This window comes from Acinetobacter sp. 5862 (assembly GCF_024494585.1).
In the GTDB taxonomy this organism is placed as follows: domain Bacteria; phylum Pseudomonadota; class Gammaproteobacteria; order Pseudomonadales; family Moraxellaceae; genus Acinetobacter.
On the sequence record NZ_JANHGP010000053.1, the window covers coordinates 157,061 to 184,028 of the forward strand.

Sequence of the window (26,968 nt, forward strand, 5' to 3'; positions counted from 1 at the left end):
GTTGCAACAGATTCGGCTAGCGGAGCGCACCAATATAGTGATGCGATACTTGTGCCCGATAGATTTCCTCTTCAGTGACTTCGGCAAAGTAAAGTTCTTCATCATTTGTTTGCTTTGGTTCTGCTACAAATAATGTTGATTCAGACTCAGGATATAAATCAAGCAAATGACTTAAACGCTCAACATAATGCGCTAATTCGGCATCGCGCGTTTCCAGTGCAATTTGCATAATATATCTAGCATAAGCTTGGTCATGCACCAAATACATCACATCAATCACACGACTACAGACTCGTCTTAAACGCACATACATTTGAGTTGCAACAGAAAAAGCTTCGGCATTTAGTACAAGTTCATGGTTCGTATTTGCTTTCATAAAGTCCTCACATCGTTGGGAGAAGTATTTCTTGATAATCCAGCTTTAGAAAGCAAAATATGTACCAACCATTCAAAACAAATAAAAATTATTTTATGACATGGTGAACTTATCTGATAAGTAAAAAACATATGCTGAAAATTTAAAGCAAAGACGTGATTCAATCTAAATAAGTAATACCGTATTACTAATCCAAAGAGTTTCACAATATGCCTTAGACCACAAATTAGAATTAATCTATGGAACATAATAAGGCTAAACATCAAAAGAAAAACCGTATTTCTCTTCCAAAATCAGTTAAAATAGTCGATTGCTAAAAATGTTTTTGGAAATTTGAATGAACGCTAAACCACGTCTAACAGACTATTGGGTGACCTGTGCTGACGGGCTTGAAACCTTATTACAACAAGAACTTGGGAATTTAGGCATTCAAAATATCCAACGTTTTGCTGGGCGTTTAATATTTAAAGGCACACTTGAGAATGCCTATCGCGTTTGTATGTGGTCTCGTTTAGCCTCTCGTGTGTTGTTACCAATACATACCCATGAACTTGAATTCACACATGACGCGCGTGATGTTGCAGAAGAACTCTACGAGGGTGCGATTAGCTTTGATTGGTCTCTTGTTTTTGCACCACAAAGTACCTTTGCTGTTCGCCTACATGTAGAACGCGAAATTAAAGTCAATACACAGTTTGCTACACTACGAGTTAAAGATGGTGTTGTTGATTCATTTATGGAGGCGGTTGGCAAACGCCCAAGTATTGATATTAAACAACCCAAAATTACACTTTATGTATTGGCTGGCAAAACTGAGCATACTTACTGCCTAGATTTATCAGGTGATTCTCTGCATAAGCGTGGCTATCGCCGTTTTATGACCCATGCGCCAATTAAAGAAAATCTGGCAGCGGCAATTCTACAAAAAGCTCAATTAGCACAATATCAGCCTGACATTATTCTTGACCCAATGTGTGGTTCAGGAACATTCATTATTGAATCATTAATGATTTTAACCGATCGTGCACCAGGCTTAGTACGTCGCTTTGGCTTCAATGGTTGGCATGGACATGATCGTGAATTGTGGTTATCACTGAAAGCAGAAGCAGCAGAACGTCATGCAAAGGCTTTAGAGCAACCTCTACCCAAGTTTTATGCCTACGATGCGGATTGGGAAGCGGTTAAAGCCACTCGCCAAAACATCATTGCAGCAGGTTTTGAAAAAATACTCGACCAAATTCAAATTGAAGAACGGACTTTAGCAGATTGGGATGATTTCCATGCTGAAGGTAAAAAAGCCTTTGTTGTCACCAACCCTCCTTATGGGGAACGTTTAGGTGATAAGGCCTCTAGTCGATCATTCTATTTAGGTTTATCAGGATTATTACAGAAGAATTTTCCAAATCAGCCTGTTGCCGTGATTGCAGCACAAATTGAACAAGCAGATGTACTGGCTATCACCGAACCTCAAACTTTACGTTTGATGAATGGTAAACTTCCAATTTATATCCGTTTCGGCACAGTAAAACCTGCAGCCGTAGTTCAACCATTCTTAGCGACGTGGCAACCTCAGCAATTTGAAAAAATTGAAGGTGCAGAAGACTTTACCAATCGTTTGCAAAAAAATATGCAAGCCTTAAAAAAATGGGCTGTGAAAGAAAATATTTTTTGCTTACGTTTGTATGATGCCGATCTACCTGATTTTAACATTGCCATCGATTTATATGGAGATCGTTTGCATGTTCAGGAATACGCACCACCAAAAACAATTGATCCTGAAAAAGCAAAAAAACGTTTTAATTTGGGTTTAGCTGCCATTCGTGCAGTGACTGGCTTAAATCGTGACGCAATTTTTATCAAAACCCGTGCAAAGCAAACGGGAACCAATCAATATGAGAAACAAAGCACTGCGTCTAAACGTTTTATTGTACAGGAAGGCAAAGCTAAAATTCTCGTCAATTTAACAGACTATTTAGATACTGGTTTATTCTTAGATCATCGTCAAATTCGTCTAAGAATTGCCAAAGAAGCACGTGGCAAACACTTTCTTAATCTTTATAGCTATACCTCAACTGCTAGCTTACATGCAGCACTTGGCGGTGCAGCAAGTACCACGAGTGTCGACCTATCAAATACTTATTTGAATTGGTCAAAAGAAAATTTTGTATTGAATGGTTTAACGGTAGATCATGCTGATGAACAACATATGTTCTTTTCGAGTGATTGCTTTGAATGGTTAAAAGAAGGTCATGAACAATATGATCTCATCTTCATTGATCCTCCAACTTTCTCTAACTCAAAAAAGTTTTATGGTACATTTGATGTACAGCGTGATCATGTTTCCCTGCTTAAACGTGCAATGAATCGTTTAACCAGTGATGGTACTTTGTACTTCTCAAATAACTATCGTGGGTTTGAGTTAGATGAAGAAATCGAAGCAATCTATCATGTCGAAGAAATTACTTCTGAAACGATAGGCTTAGACTTTAAACGTAATCAAAAAATTCATCGTGCTTGGAAAATCCAACATAATCAAATTTAAGGAATGATTTTTCTCATTATTTAAATGTGAATTTGGTTCTTTTTACATTAGGAGAATCAAACTCATAAATCATGAAGTTATCTGGAGCCTCATCATGGGGCTTCATACTTGCTTTCTTCTTTTCCCGCACATCCATTACAGACGTTTTCTTTTGTTCTTCATAAGGCGATAAAGCACCTTCAGCAAGCATACTAATTCTTATTTCACGTAAATTACGATCGCTTAAAACACGTTGCGTACGCCAACGCTCCTCTTCTGGCTGCATCGCATCTCGCTGTGCTTTCTCAATAATATTAGGCAGCGCCTTGGTCAACATACCTGTTTGTAAGGCCAAAGTTCCCTCTGTCATCGGCTGTGCAGCCCAACCTACGATCGGAAATGCTGTTATGAACACAATTACACCAATATAAGTGTAATAATGCTGCTTATTCTCCATTTTAATTCATCCTGAATTTTTTTCTTATTTATTCCGAAACTAGCAAGCTTTTCATAAAATCGCAATGTCATTGATAATATTCTTTAAGAAATCAGATAAATTGCACTGATATAAAAAAAGATGGCGATTTTCATCGCCATCTTTTTAGCCAATCATTCAAATTAGATTTAGCTAAGTTTCATTTTATCAAACACAAGCTGACCACTATCACCTTTAATCAGAATATTATCTCCGGGCTGGAATTCACCAGATAAGATTTTCTGAGCCAAGTTATTTTCAACTTGTTGCTGTATTGCACGTTTTAGTGGTCGTGCACCATAGATTGGATCAAAACCAGCATCAATCAATAGATCAAATGCACTATCATCAACAGTTAAAGCCATATCTCGTTCGCTCAGACGTGAACGTAAACGATCCAATTGAATGTCCGCGATACCACGAATTTGAGCTTTTTTCAACGAATGGAAAATGACTAATTCATCAATACGGTTAATGAACTCTGGACGGAAATGCTGAGTTACAGCGCTCATGACCACTGTTCGAACTTCCTCATCAGTTGCACCTTCACCTAATTCACGTACATCTTGTGAGCCTAAATTAGATGTCATCACAATGACCGTATTTTTAAAATCGATAACACGGCCTTGAGAGTCAGTTAAGCGACCATCATCCAATACCTGTAACAGGATATTGAATACATCTGGATGAGCTTTTTCCACTTCGTCAAATAACACCACACTATATGGCTTACGACGAACAGCTTCTGTTAAAACCCCGCCTTCTTCATAACCCACATATCCCGGAGGAGCACCCACTAAACGGCTGACAGAATGCTTTTCCATAAATTCAGACATGTCGATACGAATCATTGCATCATCACTATCAAACAAGAAGTTTGCTAATGCTTTAGTTAACTCAGTTTTACCCACACCTGTCGGTCCAAGGAATAAGAATGATCCACTCGGACGATTCGGATCAGATAGACCTGCACGTGAACGGCGGACTGCATTGGAAACTGCAACCACGGCTTCATGTTGCCCGACTACACGGTTATGTAAAAACTCTTCCATATTCAGTAGTTTTTCACGTTCACCTTGTAGCATTTTCGCCACAGGAATGCCTGTTGCCGCACTCACTACTTCAGCAATTTCATTTTCAGTCACTTTGGTACGAATTAGCTTCGGTTCTTCATTTTCCTCAGCGACTTCCGCTTGTTCCAAGCGTTTTTGCAACTCAGGAATCACGCCATATTGTAAGCGTGCTGCTTCAGCCAAATCACCTTCACGTTTTGCTTTTTCTAAAGCAACACGGGCTTGATCCAATTCAACTTGAGCTTTCTTATCACCTTCAACGAGTGTCTTCTCGGCTTTCCAAATTTCCTCTAGATCATTATATTCTTTTTGCTTTTCAGCAATTTGCTGTTCAAGATGATTCACTTCAGCTTTACTGCCAGCATCTGCATCTTTCTTCACTGCTTCTAATTGCATTTTCAATTGGATTAAACGGCGATCAAGTTTATCTAAAGCTTCGGGTTTAGAATCGATCTCCATTTTAATACGTGAAGCAGCTTCATCAATTAAATCAATGGCTTTATCAGGCAATTGACGATCCGTGATATAACGATGCGACATTTTTGCAGCTGCAATAATTGCTGAGTCTAAAATTTGAACGCCATGATGCGTTGCATATTTTTCTTTTAGACCACGTAAAATCGCAATGGTATCTTCCACACTTGGTTCATCAACGAGTACTTTTTGGAAACGACGCTCTAGGGCAGCATCTTTCTCAATATATTGACGATATTCATCTAAAGTTGTTGCTCCAACACAACGCAACTCACCACGTGCTAAAGCAGGTTTCAACATATTACCTGCATCCATTGCACCATCGCCTTTTCCTGCACCTACAAGCGTGTGTAATTCATCAATAAATAGAATGATTTCACCTTCTTGTTTTGCAAGATCATTCAGAACGGCTTTCAAACGTTCCTCGAACTCACCACGATATTTAGCGCCTGCAAGCAACGAACCTATATCTAAAGATAATACCCGTTTACTTTTTAGACTTTCAGGAACTTCACCATTAATAATTCGTTGCGCTAGACCTTCAACAATCGCAGTTTTACCCACGCCAGGTTCACCAATCAAGACTGGGTTATTTTTAGTTCGGCGTGATAAAACCTGTATCGTGCGACGTATTTCATCATCACGACCAATAACTGGATCAAGCTTACCAGCCAAAGCACGTTCTGTTAAATCAATGGTATATTTATTCAATGAATCGCGTTGATCTTCATGATTATTGCTCATGACTTTGTCATTTCCTCGAATATTTTCAATTACTTTGCGTAAACTATCTGGTGTTACCCCAACGCTGTTTAATATCGTTTTGGTTTCACCCGTTTCCGCTAAACTTAATAACACCCAATCTGTTGATAAGAATTCATCACCTGCTTTTTGCGCATAACGATCAGCTAAATTTAAGATCTTTACCGCTTCAGGATTAAGATTAATATCTCCAGTTGGATTTGATAAAGTCGGTGCATTTCTTATTGCTTGTTCTAACTTTTGTTTTAACTCTGGCAAGCGTGCACCTGATTGCTGCAACAAACTTAAATTGGCAGGCTCTTCTAGTAAAGTCGATAAAATATGAATACCCGCAATAGAAGTATGGTCTTTACCCATTGCCAATGATTGTGCATCTGAAAGAGCTTGCTGTAGACGGTTCGTAAATTTTTCAAAGCGCATTCTTGTTATTCCTCACAACAAATTTTTAACTTATCACTAAGATGGGAACACTTTTTAAAATTTCAAATAAAATTTATATATTTTTCAATATTTTGTTTAAATTAAACTTTATAAAACTCAGTAATAATATGGGTATATAAACAATCTATTTCAAGTATATTTTGTATAATTTTCTATCTATTCTGATTTAAACAATATCCATATTGTTATTTTAGGGTGAAACTTTTACCTTAAGTCTTTACTTCATTTAAAAATGATCGTTATGCATTTAAGAAGAATTGTAATAGCTAGTATTTGCTTTTCCCTATTCAGATGGCTATCGCTCAATTACCACAGAATTTACGACATGCAGGCGGTATAGCCGTTATTCCAATTCCATCAACGATTACCCAAGTTTTTCTATGAGAAAAAACCGATTCTAATTATACAAGAAGGCACTCAACGATACGCTATTTTTGGAATTCCTCTTTCTACCCCATTGGGAAGGTTAAGCCTAACAACCAATACTATGCCCATACAGATTGAAATACTGCCATATCAATATGCTGAACAACACCTCAATGTAAAAAACCAAGACTATGTTAATCCGAATCAAAATCAACTTGATCGATATGCTTCGGAAGCAAAAGAACAAAATGAGATTTATAATTCTTTCAGTCAAAGCTATTGGACTAAATTTCCAAGTTTTATTCCACCAACAGCAGGCAAATTTATTAACTCATTCGGACGCAAACGTTTCTTTAATAATGAAGAACGCGCCCCCACATTCAGGTCTAGACATTCCAGCACCAATTGGCCAAAAAGTTGTAGCGCCAGCAGATGGCATTGTCGTTCAAACGGGTGATTATTTTTTCAATGCTAAGACTGTTTTGATTGATCACGGTCAAGGTTTAATCAGTATGTTCTGCCATCTCAGTAAAATTGAAGTTTCAAAGGGACAACATATTACTCAAGGTGAACTTTTAGGTTTAGTAGGAAATACAGGTCGAGTCACTGGTCCACACTTACATTGGGGAATGAGTTTAAATGATGCACGGGTAGACCCACAATTATTACTGAAATAAAAACTATGTCGATAAAAAAGTGATCTAAAACAAATAGATCACTTTTTAGTTAAACTTAATAATTAAGTCTTAATCAGCTTCTACAATTTCAAAGTCATGTGTGATTTCTACACCACCATCAGACAACATTTTGCTCGCAGAACAATATTTTTCTGCTGAAAGCTCAACTGCTTTTTCAACTTGCTTTGCTTTAACCGCTTTACCTGTTACTACGAAATGTAAGTGAATTTTTGTAAACACCGCAGGAATAGAATCAGCTCTCTCCGCTTTTAACTGGCATACAACATCGGTCACATCTTGGCGTGATTTCTTTAAAATAGTCACAATATCAAACGAAGCACACCCACCAAGTCCCATTAAAATCAACTCCATAGGACGTGGCCCACGGTTTTCACCACCATACTCAGCAGAACCATCCATCACTACACTGTGACCACTTTCTGATTTCGCTTCAAAAGCAACATTCTCTAACCAATGTACACTTGTTTGCATTGCAACTACCCGAAAAACGTTATAAATTTACTTCAGTTCTTGTACACTAACATAAAATGAGTTGATAAGGAATTTCATCTCTTCTGTGTAGAAAAGGCTCCATGGGGCCTGTGCGATCGGTTTTATCCAAATTCGGAAATTTTAAGCATGACTTCAAATTTTTCACATCTTAGCACTGATGCGTTGTCTCCAGGTCAATTACCTGAGTCAGTTAAAGCATTGCTAAAACGTGCTCATATTAATAGATACCCTAAACGCACCACGATTGTTGACGCTGGAACGGAATCAAAATCACTGTATTTAATATTAAAAGGTTCAGTGTCAATCATATTACGTGAAGATGATGAGCGTGAAATTGTTGTTGCATATCTCAATCCAGGTGATTTCTTTGGTGAAATGGGGCTGTTTGAAAATAACCCTCAACGTACCGCAGAAGTACGTACTCGAGATGTTTGCGAAATTGCAGAAATCTCATATGAAAATTTCCACGAACTCAGCAAGCAATACCCTGACCTGAGCTATGCTGTATTTGCTCAGCTTGTTCGCCGTCTGAAGAATACAACGCGTAAAGTCACTGATTTAGCATTTATCGATGTATCTGGTCGTATTGCGCGTTGTTTAATTGACTTATCTGCGCAGCCTGAGGCAATGATTCTACCGAATGGTCGTCAGATTCGTATTACACGTCAAGAAATTGGTCGTATTGTGGGGTGTTCACGTGAAATGGTTGGTCGTGTTTTAAAAACACTTGAAGATCAAGGCATGATTCAAACTGATGGTAAAGCAATTTTAATTTTTGATACTTCTTTAGATGATAACGCATTTTCTGAAGATGAATTTGATGATGAGGATTAATCCCCTCTAGCTTTAAGCTAATTTCAAAGCCAGTGCAAACCACTGGCTTTAATTTTATCCAGATGAAGCTAAGCTATTTAGCTTTTCATCAATTCTGCTTACATAATTACTATGATTATAGAGATAATCAGAATATAAAGCCTTGCGAACTTTTTTTATAATTCTTGTTAATCATGGGTATATTTATAAGATACTGATTTGGAGCAAATAAGTATGAAAAAATTGGCTTTAAGCCTTTGTGCAATGACTGTAATAACGATTTCAGGTTGTGCATCATTTGCAGATATGGCAGGTGCTGACAGTGCCACATTAAATGCTCAGTCGGCTCAAAGCTTTGCAAAGATGACACAGGAAGCTCGTGCCAAGAATCAATTGGATATGAGCTCAAATACTTATCAACGTATTAATTCAGTATTTTTGCGCTTAAAACCGTATGCTGACCAAATGAACCAAACCGGTCAGCGTTTTGATTGGCAGTTAGCAGTACTAAAATCAGATACTGTAAATGCTTATGTTGCGCCAGGTGGGAAAGTCGTTTTCTATACGGGTATTGTGAACAAGCTGAATTTGACCAATGATGAAATCGCAGCAATTATGGGACACGAAATGACCCATGCCTTAGAAGAACATGCCAAAAGTAAAATTGGTGCACAAGCACTTACAAACTTAGCGATTGGGATTGGTACGACTTATGCGGGTGCGAATATTGGTGAAGCAGGTAATGCGGCAATTGCTTTAGGTAGTCAAATTGGTATTGGTTTACCCTATTCTCGTAATTTAGAAAGTCGCGCTGATTTTGGTGGGTTAATGCTGATGGCAAAAGCAGGATATAATCCAAATGCAGCAATTAGTCTTTGGGAAAAAATGGATCGTGTAGATGGTGCTGGTGGTGCATCATTCTTATCAACTCACCCATCAAATAGTCAACGTATTAGTGATATGCGTAAAAATTTACCTGCTGCTCTGGCAGTTTATAATAAACGTCGTTAATTTAGCCAAAGCCATTAGATCTCATTTTAGAGATTTAATGGCATATCCTTTAGCTGTCTTATATACAAAAACTCTAATTTATCTCAGCAATTTTTGAATCCGTTTCAACAGTCTGATTAATCTCTATCAGCTTTTGAATTTTCCCCGTTTGTGGAGCAATCACAGGGACCTCCATTTTCATTGCTTCCATAATTGCAATTGTCTCACCTTGGTTTACATGATCATTTTCTTGAACTTTCCACACGGTGATTACACCACTCATCGGTGCTAAGACACTATTACTACTTGGGTTCTGATCAGAATCATTTTGTTTCTGATTGGGTGGGGGTGTCCCGACTAAACTAAAAAATCCATTTGGTAAGCCAATCTGATGCAACTTTCCATCTATTTCAATTGGATAACGTTGTAATTCAACTTGATTGCTCAGTTTACTACGTGAATAGTGAGGATAATCATGGCGACTATCTTGTTCAATCCAACGTGTATGTACTTTAAATTCATCAATAAAGTCAGCATCTGACAGGATTGCACGATGGAATGGTAATACTGAAGCAATGCCCTCTATTTCAAAATGGGCAAGCGCTCTTTTAGCCCGTTGAATTGCAATCTCGCGAGTTGCACCAGTCACAATTAATTTCGCAATTAAAGAATCAAAATGACTTGAAACAACACTTCCAGTCATCACCCCCGTATCAAGACGAATACCAATTCCTGATGGTGGGTGAAAACGAGTAAGCTGTCCAAATGCTGGGATAAAACCACGTGCTGGATCTTCCGCATTAATTCGGAATTCAATTGCATGTCCTATTGGTTTTGGCATTTCTTGAATCGAAAGTGGTTGACCTAAAGCAATTCGAATTTGTTCTACAACTAAGTCTAGGCCCGTAGTTTGCTCAGTAACTGTGTGCTCAACTTGTAGACGTGTATTAACCTCTAAGAACGAAAGTTGACCATTTTGACTAAGTAAATACTCGACGGTACCTGCCCCGACGTAATCTGCAGCGCGGCAAATTGCAATAGCAGATTGCACTAACTGAGCTTCAATATGCTCATTAATAAATGGTGCAGGTGCTTCCTCGACTAGCTTTTGATTACGGCGTTGTAAAGAACAATCTCTCGTTCCTACAACGACAATATGTCCCTGTTGATCAGCAATAATTTGTGCTTCCAAATGCCGAGGCTTATTTAAATATTGTTCAACAAAACATTCTCCTCGACCAAAAGCAGCGAATGCTTCTCGCACAGCCGATTCATATAAATCGGCAACTTCATTCAATTGCCAAGCAACTTTTAAACCACGTCCACCACCGCCATAAGCAGCTTTTATCGCAATCGGCAGACCATACTGTTTCGCAAAATATACGGCTTCTTGAGCTGATTGAAGTGGTTGTTCAGTACCATGAACCAAAGGTGCATTTACCGACTGTGCAATTTTACGCGCTTGTATTTTGTCACCAAGTTTATGGATAGTTTCAGGAGATGGTCCAATCCAAATCAGCCCCGCATCCATCACAGCTTGGGCAAATTCGGCACGTTCTGATAAAAAACCATAACCAGGATGAATCATGGTCACTTGGGCTTTATACGCAATGTCAATAATTTTATTGATATCTAAATAAGTGTGCTGTGCTGTTTGTCCTGATAATGCCCAAGCTTCATCTGCAAGTTGAACATGCAAACTGGCAATATCATCATCTGCATAAATCGCCACTGATGTAATATCCATATCTTTACATGCGTGAATAATGCGTACAGCAATTTCTCCGCGATTCGCAATCAGCAACCTATGTTTTTTATGCATCTTTTTTGACATCCATGAAATCATAAATTTTACGAAATTGAATATGGCAACCAGCTGGAATCTGTGCAATTAAGTCCAAATGATAGGATGCGACCGCCGCAATCACAGGATAACCACCTGTAATAGGATGATCATTCATAAATAATACAGGCTGACCATTTGGAGGAATTTGCAAAGCACCTGTACAACAACCTTCGCTCGGTAATTCTTGCTCGAATTGTCGCGTTAAAGGCTGATCACCCACTAATCTCAATCCAATTCGATTACTCTCTGTGCTCACTAACCAAGTTTGTTTAAACAATAAATCAAGGCTTTCTTCGGCAAACCAATCTGTACGCGGCCCTAACACGAGATCTATTTCAATAATCTCATCTCGTTTAGGTAATTTAATCGGTATTAGATTTAAGCTGACAGGCTGCGTTTTTAATTGGGCAAAATGAATCTCATCACCCACTTGAATTGGTTTTGTACCCAATTCAGCCAAAGAATCATAACTAGCACTTTCTAGTACTTGCTCAACAGCGATACCGCCACGTAGCGCAATATAATTACGAATCCCTGCACTCGGTGCTGAAATATAAATTTCATCACCATAATCTAAAGCAATTGGCTGATACAAAGCCACTTTAACTTTATCCGCGCCAATATAAGTAATCCAGACTTCCGTTTCCGCACCTGTCACAGCAATAACTGTTGCTTCTAAAACCTGTAATCGCAATCCACCATTTAAAACTTCCATGACGGCTGCATTCTGTGGATTGCCAACAATTAAGTTTGCCTGACGAAATGCCTTTTGATCCATAGCACCTGCCCGCCCCACGCCTAGCTCAGCTAAATTTTTACGTCCTTCATCTTGGATCAATACTTGTAAGCCAACATTTTTAACGCGTAACACAGCAGGTTTTTTAATCGATTTTCTTTGAGAAAATCTCTGAGCAGGCATACAAATTTGGGTTGGATTATGACTATCATCCTTAAAGATGACATGATCACTCGGCAGTAATAAAGCAGGCTGTTGTCGATGAATATCCCACAATATCTCATCAGTCTGTCCAATCAACTGCCATCCTCCCGGACTATCTTGAGGATAAATACCGCTATATTCGCCTGCTAAACCTACTGCCCCTGCACTAACTTTTTTACGTGGTGATGCTAAGCGTGGAATACTCCTAAATACTTGCTCAGGATTGGTTAGATAAGCAAAGCCGGGAGCAAAGCCAATAAATGCAACTTGCCAATAAGAGTTGGTATGTTTCTGAATGACTTGTTCAGTACTTATTCCTAAATATTCAGCAACATTATTTAAATCAATACCGTTATAGCGCACACCGATAACGATTTCCTTCCCTTGACGCAAAGTATCCTGACTGATTTTTTGGCTTGAAATCCATCGGATCACTGTATGCATCTCGACCAATAACGAATCAAAATAAATCAGTATGCTACGTGCCGCAGGAATAAGTTCTTTTATATGAGGATGCTGTGCTTGTTTTAAGCAGTAATGAACCGCCATTGTTTCTTCTAAACTTTCAAGCTCAATCAAAAAACAATCTAAATTAACGGATAGAAATCGCATAAAACAGCTCTTTTAAAATGTTTAAAACTCATTCAAAGACTAAAAGCACGAACTTCAATTTGATTTTCTAACAATACTTGGCGAATCTTTTCTGCCATTTGTACCGCCCCAAAGGTATCACCATGCAAACAAATGGTATCTGCCTGAATTGTAGTGAAATCCCCTTCAATCGACTCAATACCTCCGTTCTGAATCATGCTCAGTACACGTTGAGCTACGACTTCTGCATCATGTAAAACAGCACCTTCTAAACGGCGTGAAACTAGTTCACCATTACGATGATAAGCACGATCAGCAAACGCTTCAGAAATAACGACAACTCCCTGCTTACGAGCAAAATTAATTAAAGGCGAACCCGCCAATGCAACTAACACTAATTTTTTATCTGAATGCTGTATTGCATCAATCACTGCTTGAGCTTGAGTTAAATTGGTGGCAATAGTGTTATATAAAGCACCATGTGGTTTGACGTAAGTCACTTTTGTTCCAGCGACTTGAGCCAACCCTTGCAGCGCTGAGATTTGATAAAGGACATCTGCGTATAATTCATCATAAGATACATCCATATTACGGCGACCAAAACCAACCCGATCTGGATACGAAACATGCGCTCCCACACTAACATTTTGAGCAGCCGCTTGTTTTAAGGTATTTAACATATTGACAGGATCGCCTGCATGAAAACCGCATGCAATATTAGCGCTACTCACGATCGCAAGAATCTGCTCATCATTTCCCATTTTCCAAGCACCATAGCTTTCGCCTAAGTCGCTGTTTAAATCAATATGCATATATAAACCTAATGCTGATTTTATGATCCGATAATTGAGTAATATATTCGAAGTGATTACAAAATCACATATTTTATCGACTTTAACAGCTTATAGCTGTGACTAAGGTTACGGTTTCTTGTGCCTGTAAATGTCTAAGTGTTAGCACTTCGGGATACTATGTTTGGCGAAAGCGACAGATGTATGTCCATCAGAAATATACTGATTTAAAAGCTATTTATTGGCAGCACCATGCTCGCTTAGGAGCACCTTCATTGACGCATAACATGCATGATTTAGGTTACTGCATAAGTGAACGTACAGTTGGAAGAATGAGGATTTGAGTTGCCGCCTGTTGGGTTCATATTTCCAACACAACCATTTAAAAACAAGCTAGATGCAGAACAGATCAAAATTGGATATTTCATCTATACCCCCCTATTGAGTGAATGAATGATTTGCAAAATTGTACAAAAACCAGCAGAAATGACTAAAACTCAAAGCTAGTTTATGAATAAACCATATCAAAACAAAAACAGTTGTAAATTTTCATTCACAACTGTTTTATAAATAAATCTATAAATGATTTAAATAAATTTATTTCGCAGCCATACGAATACCGCCATCTAAGCGGATCACTTCACCATTTAAATATGAATTTTCAGCAATATGTGCAACTAAACGACCAAATTCTTCAGGACGTCCCAAACGTGATGGATAAGGCACCATTTGCCCTAAGGCATCTTGTACATTTTGCGGTAAGCCTTTCAGCATTGGAGTTTCCATAATCCCTGGTGCAATGGTTAAAACACGAATTTGATGACGTGCTAACTCGCGCGCAATCGGAAGCGTCATCGCAACTACAGCACCTTTTGATGCAGAATAAGCCGCTTGTCCAATTTGCCCATCAAAAGCAGCAACTGAAGCTGTATTTACAATCACCCCACGATCTTCATCGCCTTCAGCAACAATATTTTTACTCATTGCATCTGCTGCGAAACGCAACATGTTAAATGTACCCGTCACGTTGATATGTAAGGTTTTTGAGAACATAGCTAAATCATGTACAGATTCTTTGCCAACAACTTTTGCTGAGGGTCCAATCCCTGCACAGTTGACTAGTCCATATACCGCGCCATATTTTGCAACAACATCTTTAAAGAGTTGCTCTGCAGCTTGTTCATCAGTTACATCTAATTTTACAAATTCAGCTTGTGCACCTAATGCTTGTGCCTGTTGTTCACCCGCTTCAGTGTTCATATCGACTAAGGTAACCGTCGCACCTTGCTTAACGAGAACCTCTGCTGTTGCAGCCCCTAAACCAGAGCCACCACCAGTAATAACAAAATGTTTTCCTTGAATTTTCATCTAAATTTCCTCGTAAATTAAAGATATAAATTTTTATAAGCGAGAGTAAAGCCAAGTTTTTTCCGATACAATTCCTAAAAGTGGCAAAAGTGATGCGACTTTTGAGCATTCAACCTATTTACTCTTCTATATTTCATTTTTATATGAACAAAAGCGCCGATATCGATCTTAATTCTGCTAAAGATACAATTTCAATTGCTTTAATTCGTGAAGCATTGAGTGTTGCCGCAAGTCGAGGTTTAGATATTCTTCATATTGCTAATCAAGCAGGCGTTTCAGTCGAACTGCTCAGTTCAGCTAAAGCCCGTGTTCCAGTGATGCAATGTGCACGATTGTGGATTGAGCTAGCAGAGCATATGAATGATGAGTTTCTAGGAATGGATTGCCATCCAATGCGTCGAGGAAGCTATAGCTTATTGGCAAAGTTGGCATTCAGTGCAGAAACATTAGAACAAGCTATTCAAGAAATCTTAAAGTTTCTGAGTTTAGTGTTGGATGACATTCAAGGTGAATTGATTCAACAAGGTGCAAAAGCATACTTAATTTTGCATGACCGTGAACATCCTAAACGAATGTTTACTTATTCGACCTATTTGATGTTAGTCCATAGTTTAATGTGTTGGCTAAGTGACCAGCGCATCCCTTTTCAGAAAATGACCTTTAAATGTCATCAACCTGTCGAAATACAGGATTATCGTGTTCGTTTTTGCGAAGATATTCAATTTAATGCTGATCAAAATCGAATTGAGTTTGATGCAAATTACCTCAAACACAAAATCAAAAAAGATAAACAGGCTTTAAATGACTTTCTCAGACAAACGCCTTATAACCTAATTGTTCGCTTTAAAAATGAAAACTCTTTAAGCTTGCAAATACGTCGTCAACTGCTTTTACAACCACCCTCAGAGTGGGATGAACTCAAAGAAATTGCCCAACAACTGAATATGTCAACGGCAACCATTCAACGCCGTTTAAAACAAGAAGGTGTCAGTTATCAGCAGCTAAAAAATGATATTCGCTGCGATATTGCAATTGAACGGCTCAGTAAAAGCAATGATTCAATTCAGAACATCAGTGATGATTTGCATTTCCATGATCCAAGTGCATTTCATCGCGCTTTTAAAAAATGGACAGGCGTTAGTCCCGGTGCTTATCGTGCGAAAACACTATTTAGTAAAATAGAAGCTTAAATAGTTTTTTGTCCTAGACTGACACGGTCATTGCCACCATAATCCTTGATAGTCTGAATCTGCTTAAAACCTTGTTGTTCAAAAATATATCGTACCGCTTGGCCTTGATCATAGCCATGCTCAAGCACAATCCAACCATTGGGTTTAAGCCAATCTTTGCCTTGGGTAATAATGGTTTCAATATCCGCCATACCCTTCTTATCAGCAATCAAAGCACGCTCAGGTTCAGACTTGAGCTTTTGCATATGTACATCATCAGGATCAATATACGGCGGATTGGAGACAATCAAATCAAACTGTTGCTGCTCTAAAGCCTCGAACCAAGCCCCACAAGCGAACTTCACTTGCATCAGCCCGTGTCGAACTGCATTGTCCTGCGCCACGTCTAAAGTTGGTGCGTATATATCAGTTGCAGTGACTTGCCATTGCGGACGCTCACTTGCGAGCGCCAAAGCAATTGCGCCTGTTCCTGTGCCTAGGTCAACAATATTCGCATGTTGATTGAGTGGCAGTTTGAGCACCGTTTCAACCAAAATTTCGGTATCTGGGCGTGGCACTAGAGTGTCATGGGTGACTTTTAAATCCAACGTCCAAAAAGGTTGTGAACCTGTGACATAAGCCAAAGGCTCACCCTGTTCGATACGTGCAAGCCCTTCTAAAAAAGCCTGTTCCTGTATTTCAGTCAACTCTTGCTCAAGTCTTAATTTGAGTTCTAAAGCATTGATACCTAGTAGGTGTTCAAGTAGCCATGCCGCCTCTTGACGTTCATAGCTATCAATTTCACCTTTGATTTCTAAGGCTTGAGCAATATTCATTAGCCGCCATTTTCCTGTGCAAGCATCGCCAACTGATCCGCCTGATATTCACGGTGTAAGCTATCCAGCAATTCCGTTAAATCACCTTCCATAATTGCATCTAACTTATATAAAGTCAGGTTAATACGGTGATCGGTCATACGACCTTGAGGGTAGTTATAGGTACGAATACGTTCAGAACGATCACCTGAACCAACGAGGTCACGGCGCATTTCTGAAGTTGCTGCATCAGCGGCTGCACGTTTCGCATTTTCTAAACGTGAGACTAACAATGCCATCGCTTTGGCTTTATTCTTATGTTGCGAACGCTCTTCCTGACATTCCACTACCACACCCGATGGAATATGGGTAATACGCACCGCAGAATCGGTTTTGTTAATATGCTGACCACCTGCACCTGATGCACGATAGGTATCAATGCGCAGATCGGCGGGATTGATTTCAACTGTGGTATCCACATCCACTTCGGGCAGAATCGCAACAGTACACGCTGAAGTGTGTACACGACCTTGAGATTCAGTCGCAGGTACACGTTGAACACGGTGTGCACCACTCTCAAATTTCAAACGACCATAGACGCCTTCGCCGTCAATACGGCAAATGATTTCTTTATAACCGCCATGCTCACCTTCATTTTCAGAAAGTACTTCAATACGCCAACTTTGTGTTTCAGCATATTTGGTATACATACGGAATAAATCACCCGAAAAAATCGCTGCTTCGTCACCGCCTGTTCCAGCACGAATTTCAAGGTATGCTGCATTGGCATCATTTGGATCTTTCGGAATCATTAGAACATTTAATTGTTCTTCGAGATTAACGAGAAGCGCTTTATTTTCTTTAATTTCTTCTTCTGCCATATCCTTGAAATCGGGATCTGATTTCATTGTTTCAGCCGTTTCAATATCTTCTTCCGCTTGACGATATTTGCTCCAAACCTCAGTGATTTCTGTTAAATCATTATGTTCGCGAGACAATTTACGAAAACGTTTATTGTTCGAAATTACTTCTACATCAGCGAGCAATGCAGTCAGCTCTTCGTGACGATCACAAAGCTGATCCAGTCTTAAACGGAGTGATGCTTTCATGGGCGGAATATCTCAAAACTAAAGACTCAGTGCCGATCAAAATAATGAAGCACGAGCAAAATCAAAAAATTGCGCATAGTTTACAGATTCTAAGGCTTAAAAGACATAGAGAAACTAGGTAACTTACCAATCCCCTATTATTTCATCACAAATTCTGCGTTTTTTAGTATGTATAGGTTGTTCTCTTCCCTGAGCTTCGATATAAATAATCAAAGATAAATTAGAATGATAAAACAATAGGATAAACCATGAGTAATTTAATAAACCGCCCTACACTCGCCTTCACAGCCGCAAGCTGGCTTGCGGTTCTTATTGGTGTTGTTGGTTTTATGATTGGATTGTGGAATGCAGAAATGCCTCTGCATGAAAAAGGCTATTATTTGATCATTCTATTATATGGACTGTTCTCCACGATCTCACTACAAAAAACATTACGGGATCAATTAGAAGAAATACCTGTAACTATGATTTATGTTGCGCTTTGTTGGGCATCAGTTGGTATTTGCATTGGATTATTACTATTTAGTTTAACTAACGCTACGCTCACTTTAAGTGAAAAAGGGTACTACATTATGTCTTTCTTACTCAGTTTGTTTGGCGTCACAGCGACCCAAAAGAACATTCGTGATCTAGATCATTTACGTCATCAACAAGAAATAAATTCTCATCAACACAAATTAGAAGAAGAGTCGAGTAAGAAAGTTCCATTAGATTAATTACAATCCATTAAAGAGTGCTTGTCGTTTAAGCCTCTTTTTGTGAATTAAATCAGTATTTGATTGATTACAAATATTTATTTCACCTTATTCAGGATTGTTATTAACAAAACACTACATTCTCCTTACTAAGTAGTAATAATTTCTGTCGGCATCTCCATATTTTCTTTCTCAAACTTTGTTACATTTGCAGTCATTAAAAAGATGTCCCATTACTGGGAACATGGAGTCAAAATGAAAGCGAATATTTTGTTATTGAGCGCAATTTTAGCAAGCTCAACTCTAGCAACCAGCGTGTATGCTGATAATGCCACACGTGTTGCAGCAACTTCTGCTTTAGGTAGTGTTGTTGGTACAGCAATTGGTAAAGAAATTGGTGGTAATAATGGTGCGATGATTGGCTCTGCTGTCGGTGGTGCTGGCGGTGCGGCGGCTGCAAGTAGCAAACGTACTCGTACTGAAGCTGCGATTGGCGGTGGTTTAGGTGGTGTTGGTGGCTACACTGTTGGTAAAAATGTAGGTGGAACCACAGGTGGATATATCGGAGCGGCAGCTGGCGCAGCGGGCGGTGCTGCATTAGGTCGTCAAGTTGGTCAAGATCGTGATTATGACAATCGCCAAGATAACAAACGTCATTGGAAAAAGAAAAAACATCGTCACCATTAATCATTCTAGAAAAAGCACCTTAGGGCACTGCTGTCCCATAGTTAGACTTAAATAAAAAAACCTGAGTCCAAAGTAGTTAAAATATAAGTGCGAACAAACACTTCAACTACAAGGATTCAGGTTTTTTCACATCAGAATACGGTATTTCATCAATTACTCAAGCCCATTTTGAGACAAGATTTTGAACGTTTTACAAAACAATGCCATCAAGCACAAAAATTAAGATCAGCAACACGATGGGATCAATTTATTGCAATATTAATGTCCCAACTATCATGCCGTCAAAGTTTGAGGGATATTGAATCTAATCTCGAATCACAACAGGAAAAGCTTTATCACCTTAAATTGAAATCGTTTCTAGGCCGTAGCCGCAATGCGATACAAACACAAATATGGATTGCACTAATCGCGTATTTACTGGTGAGTTTTGCGAAACATATGGCACAAGAACGATGGAGTATTCAAAGATTATTAAGAATTATTCAGGTGAATTTATTTGAAAGGAAACCATTGAAGGCTTTGTTTTTACCTGACAAAAAATGGAATAAACAAGAAGAACCTCAGTTGAGGTTCTTCTTGTGATATTTGTGAGACAGCAGTGCCCTAAGGTGCTTTTTTCACTAGAAGCTCGTTGCGATCAAAACTAGGAAACTAAACAACAACGTACCTATAGATCGTTTACAATGTACATGAACTTCTTGCTCAAGCCCTTGAGTCAATTGCTCTAAGTTTTCCATAACTTTGCGCTCATTTAATGTACGGCAATTGTTAATTTGCCTAAATAATCCACCAGTTAAAATTAGCAAAAAGTCTAATAATATGCTAGAGCAATTTTTTAACCAATAGGTTAAATTGTGACAAAAATAGGTACATTACAAGAAATAATGATGATTAAAATTTATGGATACTATCCGAAAATTAAAAAAGCTCACTATTGTGAGCTTTTTTAATTTAGATGTTTAGTTTTGAGCAATTACTGTAATACCAGTTGCTTGAGGTCCTTTTTTACCATCAGCAATAGCGAATGAAACACGTTGTCCTTCATGTAAAACCTTAAAACCGTTACTTTGGATTTCACTAAAATGAGCAAATACATCTTGCCCAGAATCCGCATGAATAAAGCCAAAACCTTTAGTTTCATTGAACCATTTAACTGTACCAGTCACAGTGTTAGACATATATTTAACCTATTAGAAATATTTGGAATGCTTAGCAGCAAGTAACTTGGAATCATAAACTCTGAGATTAAATCTGATAACACGAAAGGTTTATCTAAACTACGAGATGAAAGATTTTCTGAATCAACAGTGTTATTCTTCTAGTTATTATTTAATATACGCCACTTTACTTTTTCGGCACAAACATTATCTAACTGTAGATGAAAAATTGGGGGCGAATAGTTGTATTACTAAAAAATCCTATTAAAAAACAATCGCTTTTAGCATTTCAAAAATTGTAAAATTTCATTTATCTCAATCAAATAATGATATTTAAAAATTATTTTGATGCTTTTCTCGCACATAAAAAACATCAAAAAAGCCCACATATGTGAGCTTTTTTTACTGGTCTAAAAATTAGATAACAGTGATGAGAGTTGCTTGTGGTCCTTTCTTACCTTGACCAAGTACGAAAGAAACGCGTTGGCCTTCTTGTAATACTTTAAAACCTTTGCTTTGGATTTCGCTGAAGTGAGCAAAAACATCTTGACCAGAATCAGCTTGAATGAAACCAAAACCTTTAGTTTCGTTAAACCACTTAACAGTACCAGTAACTGTATCAGACATACTTTTAAACCTTTAAACTTTGTTCATTTATGAATTAAATCAAATTATGAATATTGATTTAACCCAATCTATCTTTAACCAATAGATACTTCAAGTGCGTAAATTATCTATATTAATCGATAAAGCTGATTAACATCGGTATAGAAGCTTTTCCCATCTAGATTAAAATCGACTTCTCGACCCGACTCTAGCTGGATTTTCTTTCCAACCTCTACCCATTTGAAACCATCCAACGTATTTTGTTGACGTTTCAGCGGGATAATTTGCACACAAATTTCATTGCCATTGCTGGCTTTGGCTACACGCCATTCATTAATAATTTTCAACACAAAATCACTCATTTCTGAGCTCAAGTGATCGATTTGGATTTACTATAACGCTAGATATATGGAGAGAGGTAAACTACAATTCTAGAATCTAATAATTTTTAGCTTTCTTTAGGGTTATTTCAGCTAACTTAATTGCCGTCTAATCTTTCAGATAACAACAATTCAATAATCACAGAGCTAATATTCAATTAACTTTAAAGTGGTAGCGGGAGCTGGATTTGAACCAACGACCTTCGGGTTATGAGCCCGACGAGCTACCAGACTGCTCCATCCCGCATCAACATCTTGATCAACATGTTTGATCAATGAGATGCTTTATACGCCCATCTCCCCCACAATGCAATTTTTTTTTAGAAAAATCACATAATTTACTGCCTAACGTTCAAATTAAATACAAATTGATTAAAAACAAATCAAAATAAGCCTTATTAGTTGATCTGTTCAAAAGAGATCGAATTTCGGAATATGTACTCAATAAAACCTACTCTGTTTAATAAATCCACTATTTTCTTATAATTCAAAATCCTACAAAAATATTATGTATCGAGAAGCCTGCTATGTAACAATATCAACAATCTTTCATTTTTATAGTTCGACATGTCATTAATTATTGGTATTGATCCTGGTTCACGCTTAACAGGTTATGGAATTATCGAAAAAGATGGCAATAAACTACGTTTTGTCGATGCAGGAACCATTCGTACTGAAACGCAAGCAATGCCTGAACGACTCAAACGTATTTTTGCAGGTGTTGAACGTATTGTTAAATTCCACGGTCCTACTGAGGCTGCCGTTGAACAAGTTTTCATGGCGCAGAACCCTGATTCTGCTTTAAAACTTGGACAAGCCCGTGGTGCGGCAATTGCGGCATTGGTCAATTTAGACCTACAAGTCGCGGAATATACTGCCCGTCAAATTAAGCAGTCGGTGGTGGGCTATGGCGCTGCTGAAAAAGAACAGGTACAAATGATGGTAATGCGTTTATTGAACCTAAGCATTCAACCACAAGCTGATGCAGCCGATGCGTTAGCTGCTGCAATCTGTCATGCCCATGCTTCAGGCAGCATGAGCAAAATGGCAGTGTTAAATGCGCTCGGTGGTATGGCTCGGGGACGGAGTCGTTCAAGTAGTAGAAGGCGTTAGTTTTCTTGATTTACCACTGTATAAATCACTTTCCCCATGTCATGTGCTTGTAAACCACGCATTCCATGTTCAGCCAGTAAATCCCCTGCCTGTGCATGCAAACTCACAATTTCATGCAATGCGACTTGCTCATGAAATTGTGCTTTTAAACTGGCAATCATACCTGCCAGCACATCCCCCATTCCTCCTGTACCCATTCCTGCATTGCCTTGGGTACAGATAAATAATTCATCTTCTAAAATCAGGCTACCTGCACCTTTCAATAGCCATTGCCCTGCATATTTTTGTTGCAGTTGCTGAATTGCAACGATTCGATCTTGTTCAATATCAGCAGGCTTGCAACCTAACAAAGTCGCAGCTTCACCTGAATGTGGTGTGGCATAAATATGCTGTTTTAATTTTTGCTGATGCTTTGCCAGAAACCAAAGTCCATCCGCATCAAGCACGACTTCTAAGTGCGAACTTTGATTGAGTAAATCAAACCATTGCTGATAAATCTGTTCTGCCCATTCATCCCGTCCCAAACCCATACCAAAACAGACTGCATCCACATGATTTAATAAGATTTGGATTGCATCTTGATCCAACGAATTAATATCTCGCACCATAATGTTTGGTGAACGCGACAGAATGGCCTGATGGTGTTTGGCATGACAGACCACACTAACTTTTCCAGCACCTGCATGAAACGCAGCTTCAGCAGACATAATCACCGCTCCACCCATATCCGCATGACCACCCACCACCTGTACATGCCCATAACTGCCTTTATGCCCAAAAGCCTGACGTTTTGGTAAAGCGATTTTTTCAGGTGATAGATATGCAAGTGGTTTTAATTCTGCATCAATTGGGATCAAGCTGACTAAATGTAGTTTTCCCACATATTCCTTTCCTTGACCTGTAAACAAACCTGCTTTATAACCCAAAATTGTAAAGGTATGATCGGCTTGTATTACACATGGCAAAGCCTGACCTGTATTGGCATGTAGCCCACTCGGAATATCGATAGCAATCTTTAAACCAATCTGTGAGTTAAATAACTGGATGATCGACTGCCATTTTTGATCCAGCATTCGATTGAGACCTATGCCAAACAGAGCATCAATATGACAATCAAAAGTTGGAATTTCTTGGTGATTCGCATTTTCCGACAATAAATAATCGATACTTTGAATATCAACTCGATTTAACAGTGCATATTGTACAGCTTGTTTTAAATCTAAAGATTGACCGAGTTCAGCTGCATAAACCGTGATGTGAAATCCATGTTGCTTTAGAAAAGCAGCGATATAGTAACCGTCACCTGCGTTATTACCTTGTCCACACCAAATTGCGATCTTTTGAATTTTATTTTTATTAAATGGTTCAATTAACTGCTGTGAGATTGTCCAAGCGGCTTGTTGCATCAATCCTAAAGATGAATTTTGCTGCGCAAACCAACGCTGCTCCCATGCTTGAATGCTTTGGCTATGGTAAACTGAACGTTGCATGTTATCCCCTAATTATTGGTTTATGGCTTCAACCACATCCTCTGGAAAATCACTTGATAAAATTGAGCTTCAGCAGCTTGATCCTCAAGAACTTAAAACATGGATAAAAACTCAAGCTTTAGACTTGGGCTTTTCTGATTGTGTCATTGCCAAACCTGATGCTCAAGATCAAATGCCACGTTTTAAAGAATATTTAAAACGTGGTTACCATGCTGATATGCATTATTTGGAAGAGAATTTAGAAAAACGTGCTGATCCAACATTGCTTGTACCTGGAACTAAAAGCATTATTTGTGTGCGGATGAACTATCTTGTGGCATCACCTAAGCCCCGTTATGTACCATTTGAACCAAATTCAGCCATTATTGCACGCTACGCGCGTGGACGTGACTATCATAAAGTCATGCGTGGTCGACTTAAAACATTGGCCAGTCGTATTAAAGAAAAAGTGGGCGATTTCGAATCACGCCCGTTTGCGGACTCAGCACCTATTTTTGAAAAATCACTTGCCGAAAGTGCGGGCATGGGATGGACAGGAAAACATACCTTACTCATTCATAAAAAATCCGGTTCTTTCTTCGTTTTGGGTGAGCTATTTACTTCGCTTGACCTCCCTTTTGATCAACCCGCAACAGCCCATTGTGGCTCATGTACTGCTTGCATCGACATTTGCCCAACACAAGCCATTGTTGAACCTTATATGTTGGATGCAAGGAAATGTATTGCTTACTTAACTATTGAATATAAAGGAATCATTCCTGAAGAATTACGTTCAGGTATTGGTAATCGTATTTTTGGTTGTGATGATTGTCAGCTGATTTGCCCGTGGAATGGCTTTGCTAAAACTGCGTCAATTCCAGACTTTGACCCAAGACATAGTTTAGATAACATTAGCTTACTAGAGATCTGGCAATGGGATGAAGCAACTTTTCTTGCAAAAACAGAAGGTAGTCCAATTCGGCGCACAGGCTATCAATCCTTTAAACGGAATATTGCAATCGGCTTGGGAAATGCTCCATACTCGGCTGAAATCGTGAGCCAATTGCAAGAAGCAAAAGCTCTACACGATGAGATTGTAAATATACATATTGAGTGGGCAATTCAACAACAATTGCAGCAAATAAACGTACCTGAATAGAAAAATGATGTTTTTTGCCCTTTGGCTTTGGCACGATTTCTGTATGATTAATCTCAATGTTTGTAATCAATCATCATGGATATAACAATGACTTTACGTAATGACTGGACTCGTGATGAAATCCAAGCTTTATATGACCAACCTTTTCTAGACTTAGTATTTGCAGCACAAGGCGTTCATCGTGAGCATTTTCAGCCAAATACCATTCAAGTCAGCACACTGCTTTCAATCAAAACAGGTAAATGCCCAGAAGATTGTAAGTATTGCTCGCAATCTGCACATTACGACTCAAAATTAGAAGCAGAAAAGCGTATTGCAGTAGATAAAGTCATTCGTGAAGCTCAAACAGCAAAAGATTCTGGTTCTTCACGTTTCTGTATGGGCGCTGCTTGGCGCAATCCACACGAACGAGATATGCCCTATGTGTTAGAAATGGTTCGAGAAGTAAAAGCACTCGGTTTAGAAACTTGTATGACTTTAGGTATGCTCAATCAGTCACAAGCTGAACGCTTAAAAGATGCAGGTTTAGATTATTACAACCATAACCTTGATACCTCTCGTGAATACTATTCACATATTATTAGTACGCGTACTTTTGATGATCGTTTAGATACATTAGATCATGTACGTCAAGCGGGTATGAAAGTCTGTAGTGGTGGTATCGTTGGCTTAGGTGAAAGTCGTAATGACCGTATTGGTTTATTACAAGAACTTGCAACTATGCCTGTACATCCTGAATCAGTGCCAATCAATATGCTTGTACCGATCGAAGGAACACCGCTTGCTGAAGTTGAAAAGTTAGATGTGACCGAATGGATTCGTACTATTGCTGTTGCTCGCATTATTATGCCTCATAGTTATATTCGATTATCGGCAGGACGCGAATCACTGAGTGATTCAGATCAAGCGCTTGCATTCATGGCAGGCGCAAACTCGCTTTTTTCTGGTGATAAGTTATTGACTACGCCTAATGCTGGAGAAGGTAAAGACCAAATCCTATTTGCTAAATTAGGTTTAACAGCAGAAAAACCGAAACCAACTGTTGCTGAACTCTCCGTAGATGCTATGAGTGCATAAAAAAAAAGCCTTGTTATTTGACAAGGCTTTTTTTCGATCATATTAAATTGATGTCACTAAAATGCCGTATTTGGCATTTAAAAACATTCCTACCCGAATAATATCCACACCTGCTGCATGTGTGACTGACAACTCTTGAGTATGTACATCAAAATGGAAAGAATCAAAAATATCCTGATGCTGCATCAACCATAGAATGGTATCAGTCGTACTTTCATCTACCTTATAAGTTTCTGACTTAAAATCTTTATCCATACTATTCAAATATCTTTGCTTGATCTATTTATCATAAACAATCAATAGCTTTTATGCAGCTTGTAAAAAAAACACTTAGCCAAAGGAGATTAATAGCAGAACTTTGATAATTTCTTTTGAGCTTGTCATATCGAGTAGCTATTCCTCTAAATTACTTTAATCAACAAAACATATTTTCAACTAAGTGGTTCTGAATCATAGCCTTTATCTGCGCATACCACTTTTGTCTCTTTTAAATCTAATGTTGATATTAAATCAGG

At 38.5% G+C, this 26,968-nt stretch carries 26 protein-coding genes, 1 tRNA gene and 3 pseudogenes; 12 read left to right on the plus strand and 18 right to left on the minus strand.

The window, feature by feature from the left end:
- Positions 1–16 precede the first annotated feature (16 nt).
- Positions 17–376, minus strand: a complete 360-nt coding sequence (locus tag NO346_RS10325) for a hypothetical protein (RefSeq protein ID WP_005159614.1) — start codon at positions 374–376, stop codon at positions 17–19.
- Between the two features lie 337 nt (positions 377–713).
- Between NO346_RS10325 and rlmKL the strand changes: the two genes are divergently transcribed.
- Positions 714–2,918: a bifunctional 23S rRNA (guanine(2069)-N(7))-methyltransferase RlmK/23S rRNA (guanine(2445)-N(2))-methyltransferase RlmL gene (gene rlmKL / locus NO346_RS10330; RefSeq protein ID WP_256415110.1), complete on the plus strand. Its 2,205-nt coding sequence runs from the start codon at positions 714–716 to the stop codon at positions 2,916–2,918.
- Positions 2,919–2,934: 16 nt separating this feature from the next.
- Here rlmKL and NO346_RS10335 read toward each other — a convergent pair whose 3' ends face one another.
- Positions 2,935–3,354: a hypothetical protein gene (locus NO346_RS10335; protein WP_256415111.1), complete on the minus strand. Its 420-nt coding sequence runs from the start codon at positions 3,352–3,354 to the stop codon at positions 2,935–2,937.
- A 167-nt stretch (positions 3,355–3,521) separates the two neighbouring features.
- Positions 3,522–6,101, minus strand: coding sequence for an ATP-dependent chaperone ClpB (gene clpB / locus NO346_RS10340; RefSeq protein WP_256415112.1), 2,580 nt, complete (start codon positions 6,099–6,101; stop codon positions 3,522–3,524).
- A gap of 262 nt (positions 6,102–6,363) precedes the next feature.
- On the opposite strand from clpB, the pseudogene NO346_RS14950 reads away from it, so the two are divergent.
- Positions 6,364–7,165, plus strand: a pseudogene (locus tag NO346_RS14950) (peptidoglycan DD-metalloendopeptidase family protein).
- A 69-nt stretch (positions 7,166–7,234) separates the two neighbouring features.
- Here NO346_RS14950 and NO346_RS10350 read toward each other — a convergent pair.
- Entirely contained in the window at positions 7,235–7,657 is a 423-nt protein-coding gene (locus NO346_RS10350) for an OsmC family protein (RefSeq protein WP_004662601.1), read from the minus strand.
- Positions 7,658–7,804: 147 nt separating this feature from the next.
- Here NO346_RS10350 and crp point away from each other — a divergent pair, with 147 nt between their 5' ends.
- Together crp and NO346_RS10360 are read left to right on the plus strand one after the other, a co-directional pair.
- Complete coding sequence (gene crp / locus NO346_RS10355) at positions 7,805–8,512, plus strand: cAMP-activated global transcriptional regulator CRP (protein WP_004662603.1); 708 nt, start codon at positions 7,805–7,807, stop codon at positions 8,510–8,512.
- Positions 8,513–8,725: 213 nt separating this feature from the next.
- Complete coding sequence (locus NO346_RS10360) at positions 8,726–9,502, plus strand: M48 family metallopeptidase (RefSeq protein WP_087537355.1); 777 nt, start codon at positions 8,726–8,728, stop codon at positions 9,500–9,502.
- A gap of 73 nt (positions 9,503–9,575) precedes the next feature.
- Here NO346_RS10360 and NO346_RS10365 read toward each other — a convergent pair whose 3' ends face one another.
- From NO346_RS10365 to NO346_RS10375, 3 genes are read right to left on the minus strand one after another with little or no spacing between them, the layout of a single operon-like run.
- Positions 9,576–11,303 (minus strand): biotin carboxylase N-terminal domain-containing protein, encoded by a 1,728-nt coding sequence (locus NO346_RS10365; protein WP_256415113.1) that lies wholly within the window; start codon positions 11,301–11,303, stop codon positions 9,576–9,578.
- Complete coding sequence (locus tag NO346_RS10370; RefSeq protein WP_256415114.1) at positions 11,296–12,879, minus strand: urea amidolyase family protein; 1,584 nt, start codon at positions 12,877–12,879, stop codon at positions 11,296–11,298. The genes NO346_RS10365 and NO346_RS10370 overlap by 8 nt, the downstream gene beginning before the upstream one ends.
- 32 nt (positions 12,880–12,911) lie before the next feature.
- Complete coding sequence (locus NO346_RS10375) at positions 12,912–13,670, minus strand: LamB/YcsF family protein (RefSeq protein ID WP_256415115.1); 759 nt, start codon at positions 13,668–13,670, stop codon at positions 12,912–12,914.
- 107 nt (positions 13,671–13,777) lie between these two features.
- On the opposite strand from NO346_RS10375, the pseudogene NO346_RS10380 reads away from it, so the two are divergent.
- Positions 13,778–13,984, plus strand: a pseudogene (locus NO346_RS10380) (IS3 family transposase); the annotation flags it as partial.
- Here the strand turns inward: NO346_RS10380 and NO346_RS10385 are convergent.
- Both NO346_RS10385 and NO346_RS10390 read right to left on the minus strand, forming a co-directional pair.
- Entirely contained in the window at positions 13,946–14,077 is a 132-nt protein-coding gene (locus NO346_RS10385; protein ID WP_256415116.1) for a hypothetical protein, read from the minus strand. The pseudogene NO346_RS10380 and the gene NO346_RS10385 sit on opposite strands and share 39 nt — an antisense overlap.
- Positions 14,078–14,246: 169 nt before the next feature.
- Positions 14,247–15,017, minus strand: coding sequence for an SDR family NAD(P)-dependent oxidoreductase (locus NO346_RS10390; protein WP_087545215.1), 771 nt, complete (start codon positions 15,015–15,017; stop codon positions 14,247–14,249).
- 143 nt (positions 15,018–15,160) lie between these two features.
- Between NO346_RS10390 and NO346_RS10395 the strand changes: the two genes are divergently transcribed.
- On the plus strand, positions 15,161–16,207 hold the full coding sequence (locus NO346_RS10395; protein WP_256415117.1) for an AraC family transcriptional regulator: 1,047 nt from the start codon (positions 15,161–15,163) through the stop codon (positions 16,205–16,207).
- Here NO346_RS10395 and prmC read toward each other — a convergent pair.
- Positions 16,204–17,022, minus strand: coding sequence for a peptide chain release factor N(5)-glutamine methyltransferase (prmC, locus tag NO346_RS10400; RefSeq protein WP_256415118.1), 819 nt, complete (start codon positions 17,020–17,022; stop codon positions 16,204–16,206). The genes NO346_RS10395 and prmC overlap by 4 nt on opposite strands.
- Positions 17,022–18,110 carry a peptide chain release factor 1 gene (prfA, locus tag NO346_RS10405; RefSeq protein ID WP_256415119.1) on the minus strand — a complete coding sequence of 363 codons (1,089 nt, stop codon included), beginning with the start codon at positions 18,108–18,110 and terminating at the stop codon, positions 17,022–17,024. Before prfA ends, prmC begins: the two co-directional genes overlap by 1 nt.
- Positions 18,111–18,358: 248 nt before the next feature.
- Between prfA and yiaA the strand changes: the two genes are divergently transcribed.
- The 3 genes from yiaA (at position 18,359) to NO346_RS10420 (ending at position 20,074) form a co-directional block, all read left to right on the plus strand.
- Entirely contained in the window at positions 18,359–18,826 is a 468-nt protein-coding gene (yiaA, locus tag NO346_RS10410) for an inner membrane protein YiaA (protein ID WP_005159592.1), read from the plus strand.
- A 234-nt stretch (positions 18,827–19,060) separates the two neighbouring features.
- The gene (locus tag NO346_RS10415) at positions 19,061–19,492 is read left to right on the plus strand and encodes a hypothetical protein (RefSeq protein WP_005159589.1); all 432 of its coding nucleotides are present in this window, start codon (positions 19,061–19,063) and stop codon (positions 19,490–19,492) included.
- Positions 19,493–19,606: 114 nt separating this feature from the next.
- The gene (locus NO346_RS10420; protein WP_256415129.1) at positions 19,607–20,074 is read left to right on the plus strand and encodes a DUF4372 domain-containing protein; all 468 of its coding nucleotides are present in this window, start codon (positions 19,607–19,609) and stop codon (positions 20,072–20,074) included.
- A 377-nt stretch (positions 20,075–20,451) separates the two neighbouring features.
- Here NO346_RS10420 and NO346_RS10425 read toward each other — a convergent pair whose 3' ends face one another.
- The 4 genes from NO346_RS10425 to NO346_RS10440 form a co-directional block, all read right to left on the minus strand.
- A complete protein-coding gene (locus tag NO346_RS10425; RefSeq protein ID WP_256415120.1) occupies positions 20,452–20,670 on the minus strand; it encodes a cold-shock protein in 219 nt (72 codons plus the stop codon).
- A 396-nt stretch (positions 20,671–21,066) separates the two neighbouring features.
- Positions 21,067–21,276 carry a cold-shock protein gene (locus tag NO346_RS10430; RefSeq protein ID WP_004661817.1) on the minus strand — a complete coding sequence of 70 codons (210 nt, stop codon included), beginning with the start codon at positions 21,274–21,276 and terminating at the stop codon, positions 21,067–21,069.
- 107 nt (positions 21,277–21,383) lie between these two features.
- Positions 21,384–21,617 carry a hypothetical protein gene (locus tag NO346_RS10435; RefSeq protein ID WP_005159582.1) on the minus strand — a complete coding sequence of 78 codons (234 nt, stop codon included), beginning with the start codon at positions 21,615–21,617 and terminating at the stop codon, positions 21,384–21,386.
- A 188-nt stretch (positions 21,618–21,805) separates the two neighbouring features.
- Positions 21,806–21,882, minus strand: a tRNA-Met gene (locus tag NO346_RS10440).
- Positions 21,883–22,202: 320 nt separating this feature from the next.
- Between NO346_RS10440 and ruvC the strand changes: the two genes are divergently transcribed.
- Positions 22,203–22,748: a crossover junction endodeoxyribonuclease RuvC gene (gene ruvC / locus NO346_RS10445; RefSeq protein WP_005159580.1), complete on the plus strand. Its 546-nt coding sequence runs from the start codon at positions 22,203–22,205 to the stop codon at positions 22,746–22,748.
- On the opposite strand, the gene NO346_RS10450 is transcribed toward ruvC, so the two are convergent.
- Entirely contained in the window at positions 22,745–24,238 is a 1,494-nt protein-coding gene (locus NO346_RS10450) for an NAD(P)H-hydrate dehydratase (RefSeq protein WP_256415121.1), read from the minus strand. The two genes, ruvC and NO346_RS10450, sit on opposite strands and share 4 nt — an antisense overlap.
- 22 nt (positions 24,239–24,260) lie before the next feature.
- Between NO346_RS10450 and queG the strand changes: the two genes are divergently transcribed.
- Together queG and bioB are read left to right on the plus strand one after the other, a co-directional pair.
- Positions 24,261–25,376 carry a tRNA epoxyqueuosine(34) reductase QueG gene (gene queG / locus NO346_RS10455; RefSeq protein ID WP_256415122.1) on the plus strand — a complete coding sequence of 372 codons (1,116 nt, stop codon included), beginning with the start codon at positions 24,261–24,263 and terminating at the stop codon, positions 25,374–25,376.
- An 87-nt stretch (positions 25,377–25,463) separates the two neighbouring features.
- Positions 25,464–26,453 (plus strand): biotin synthase BioB, encoded by a 990-nt coding sequence (gene bioB / locus NO346_RS10460; RefSeq protein WP_256415123.1) that lies wholly within the window; start codon positions 25,464–25,466, stop codon positions 26,451–26,453.
- A 42-nt stretch (positions 26,454–26,495) separates the two neighbouring features.
- Here the strand turns inward: bioB and NO346_RS10465 are convergent, their stop codons facing one another.
- Positions 26,496–26,708: a hypothetical protein gene (locus NO346_RS10465; protein WP_004661803.1), complete on the minus strand. Its 213-nt coding sequence runs from the start codon at positions 26,706–26,708 to the stop codon at positions 26,496–26,498.
- 31 nt (positions 26,709–26,739) lie between these two features.
- Positions 26,740–26,968 (minus strand): annotated as a pseudogene (locus NO346_RS10470) (hypothetical protein); the annotation flags it as partial.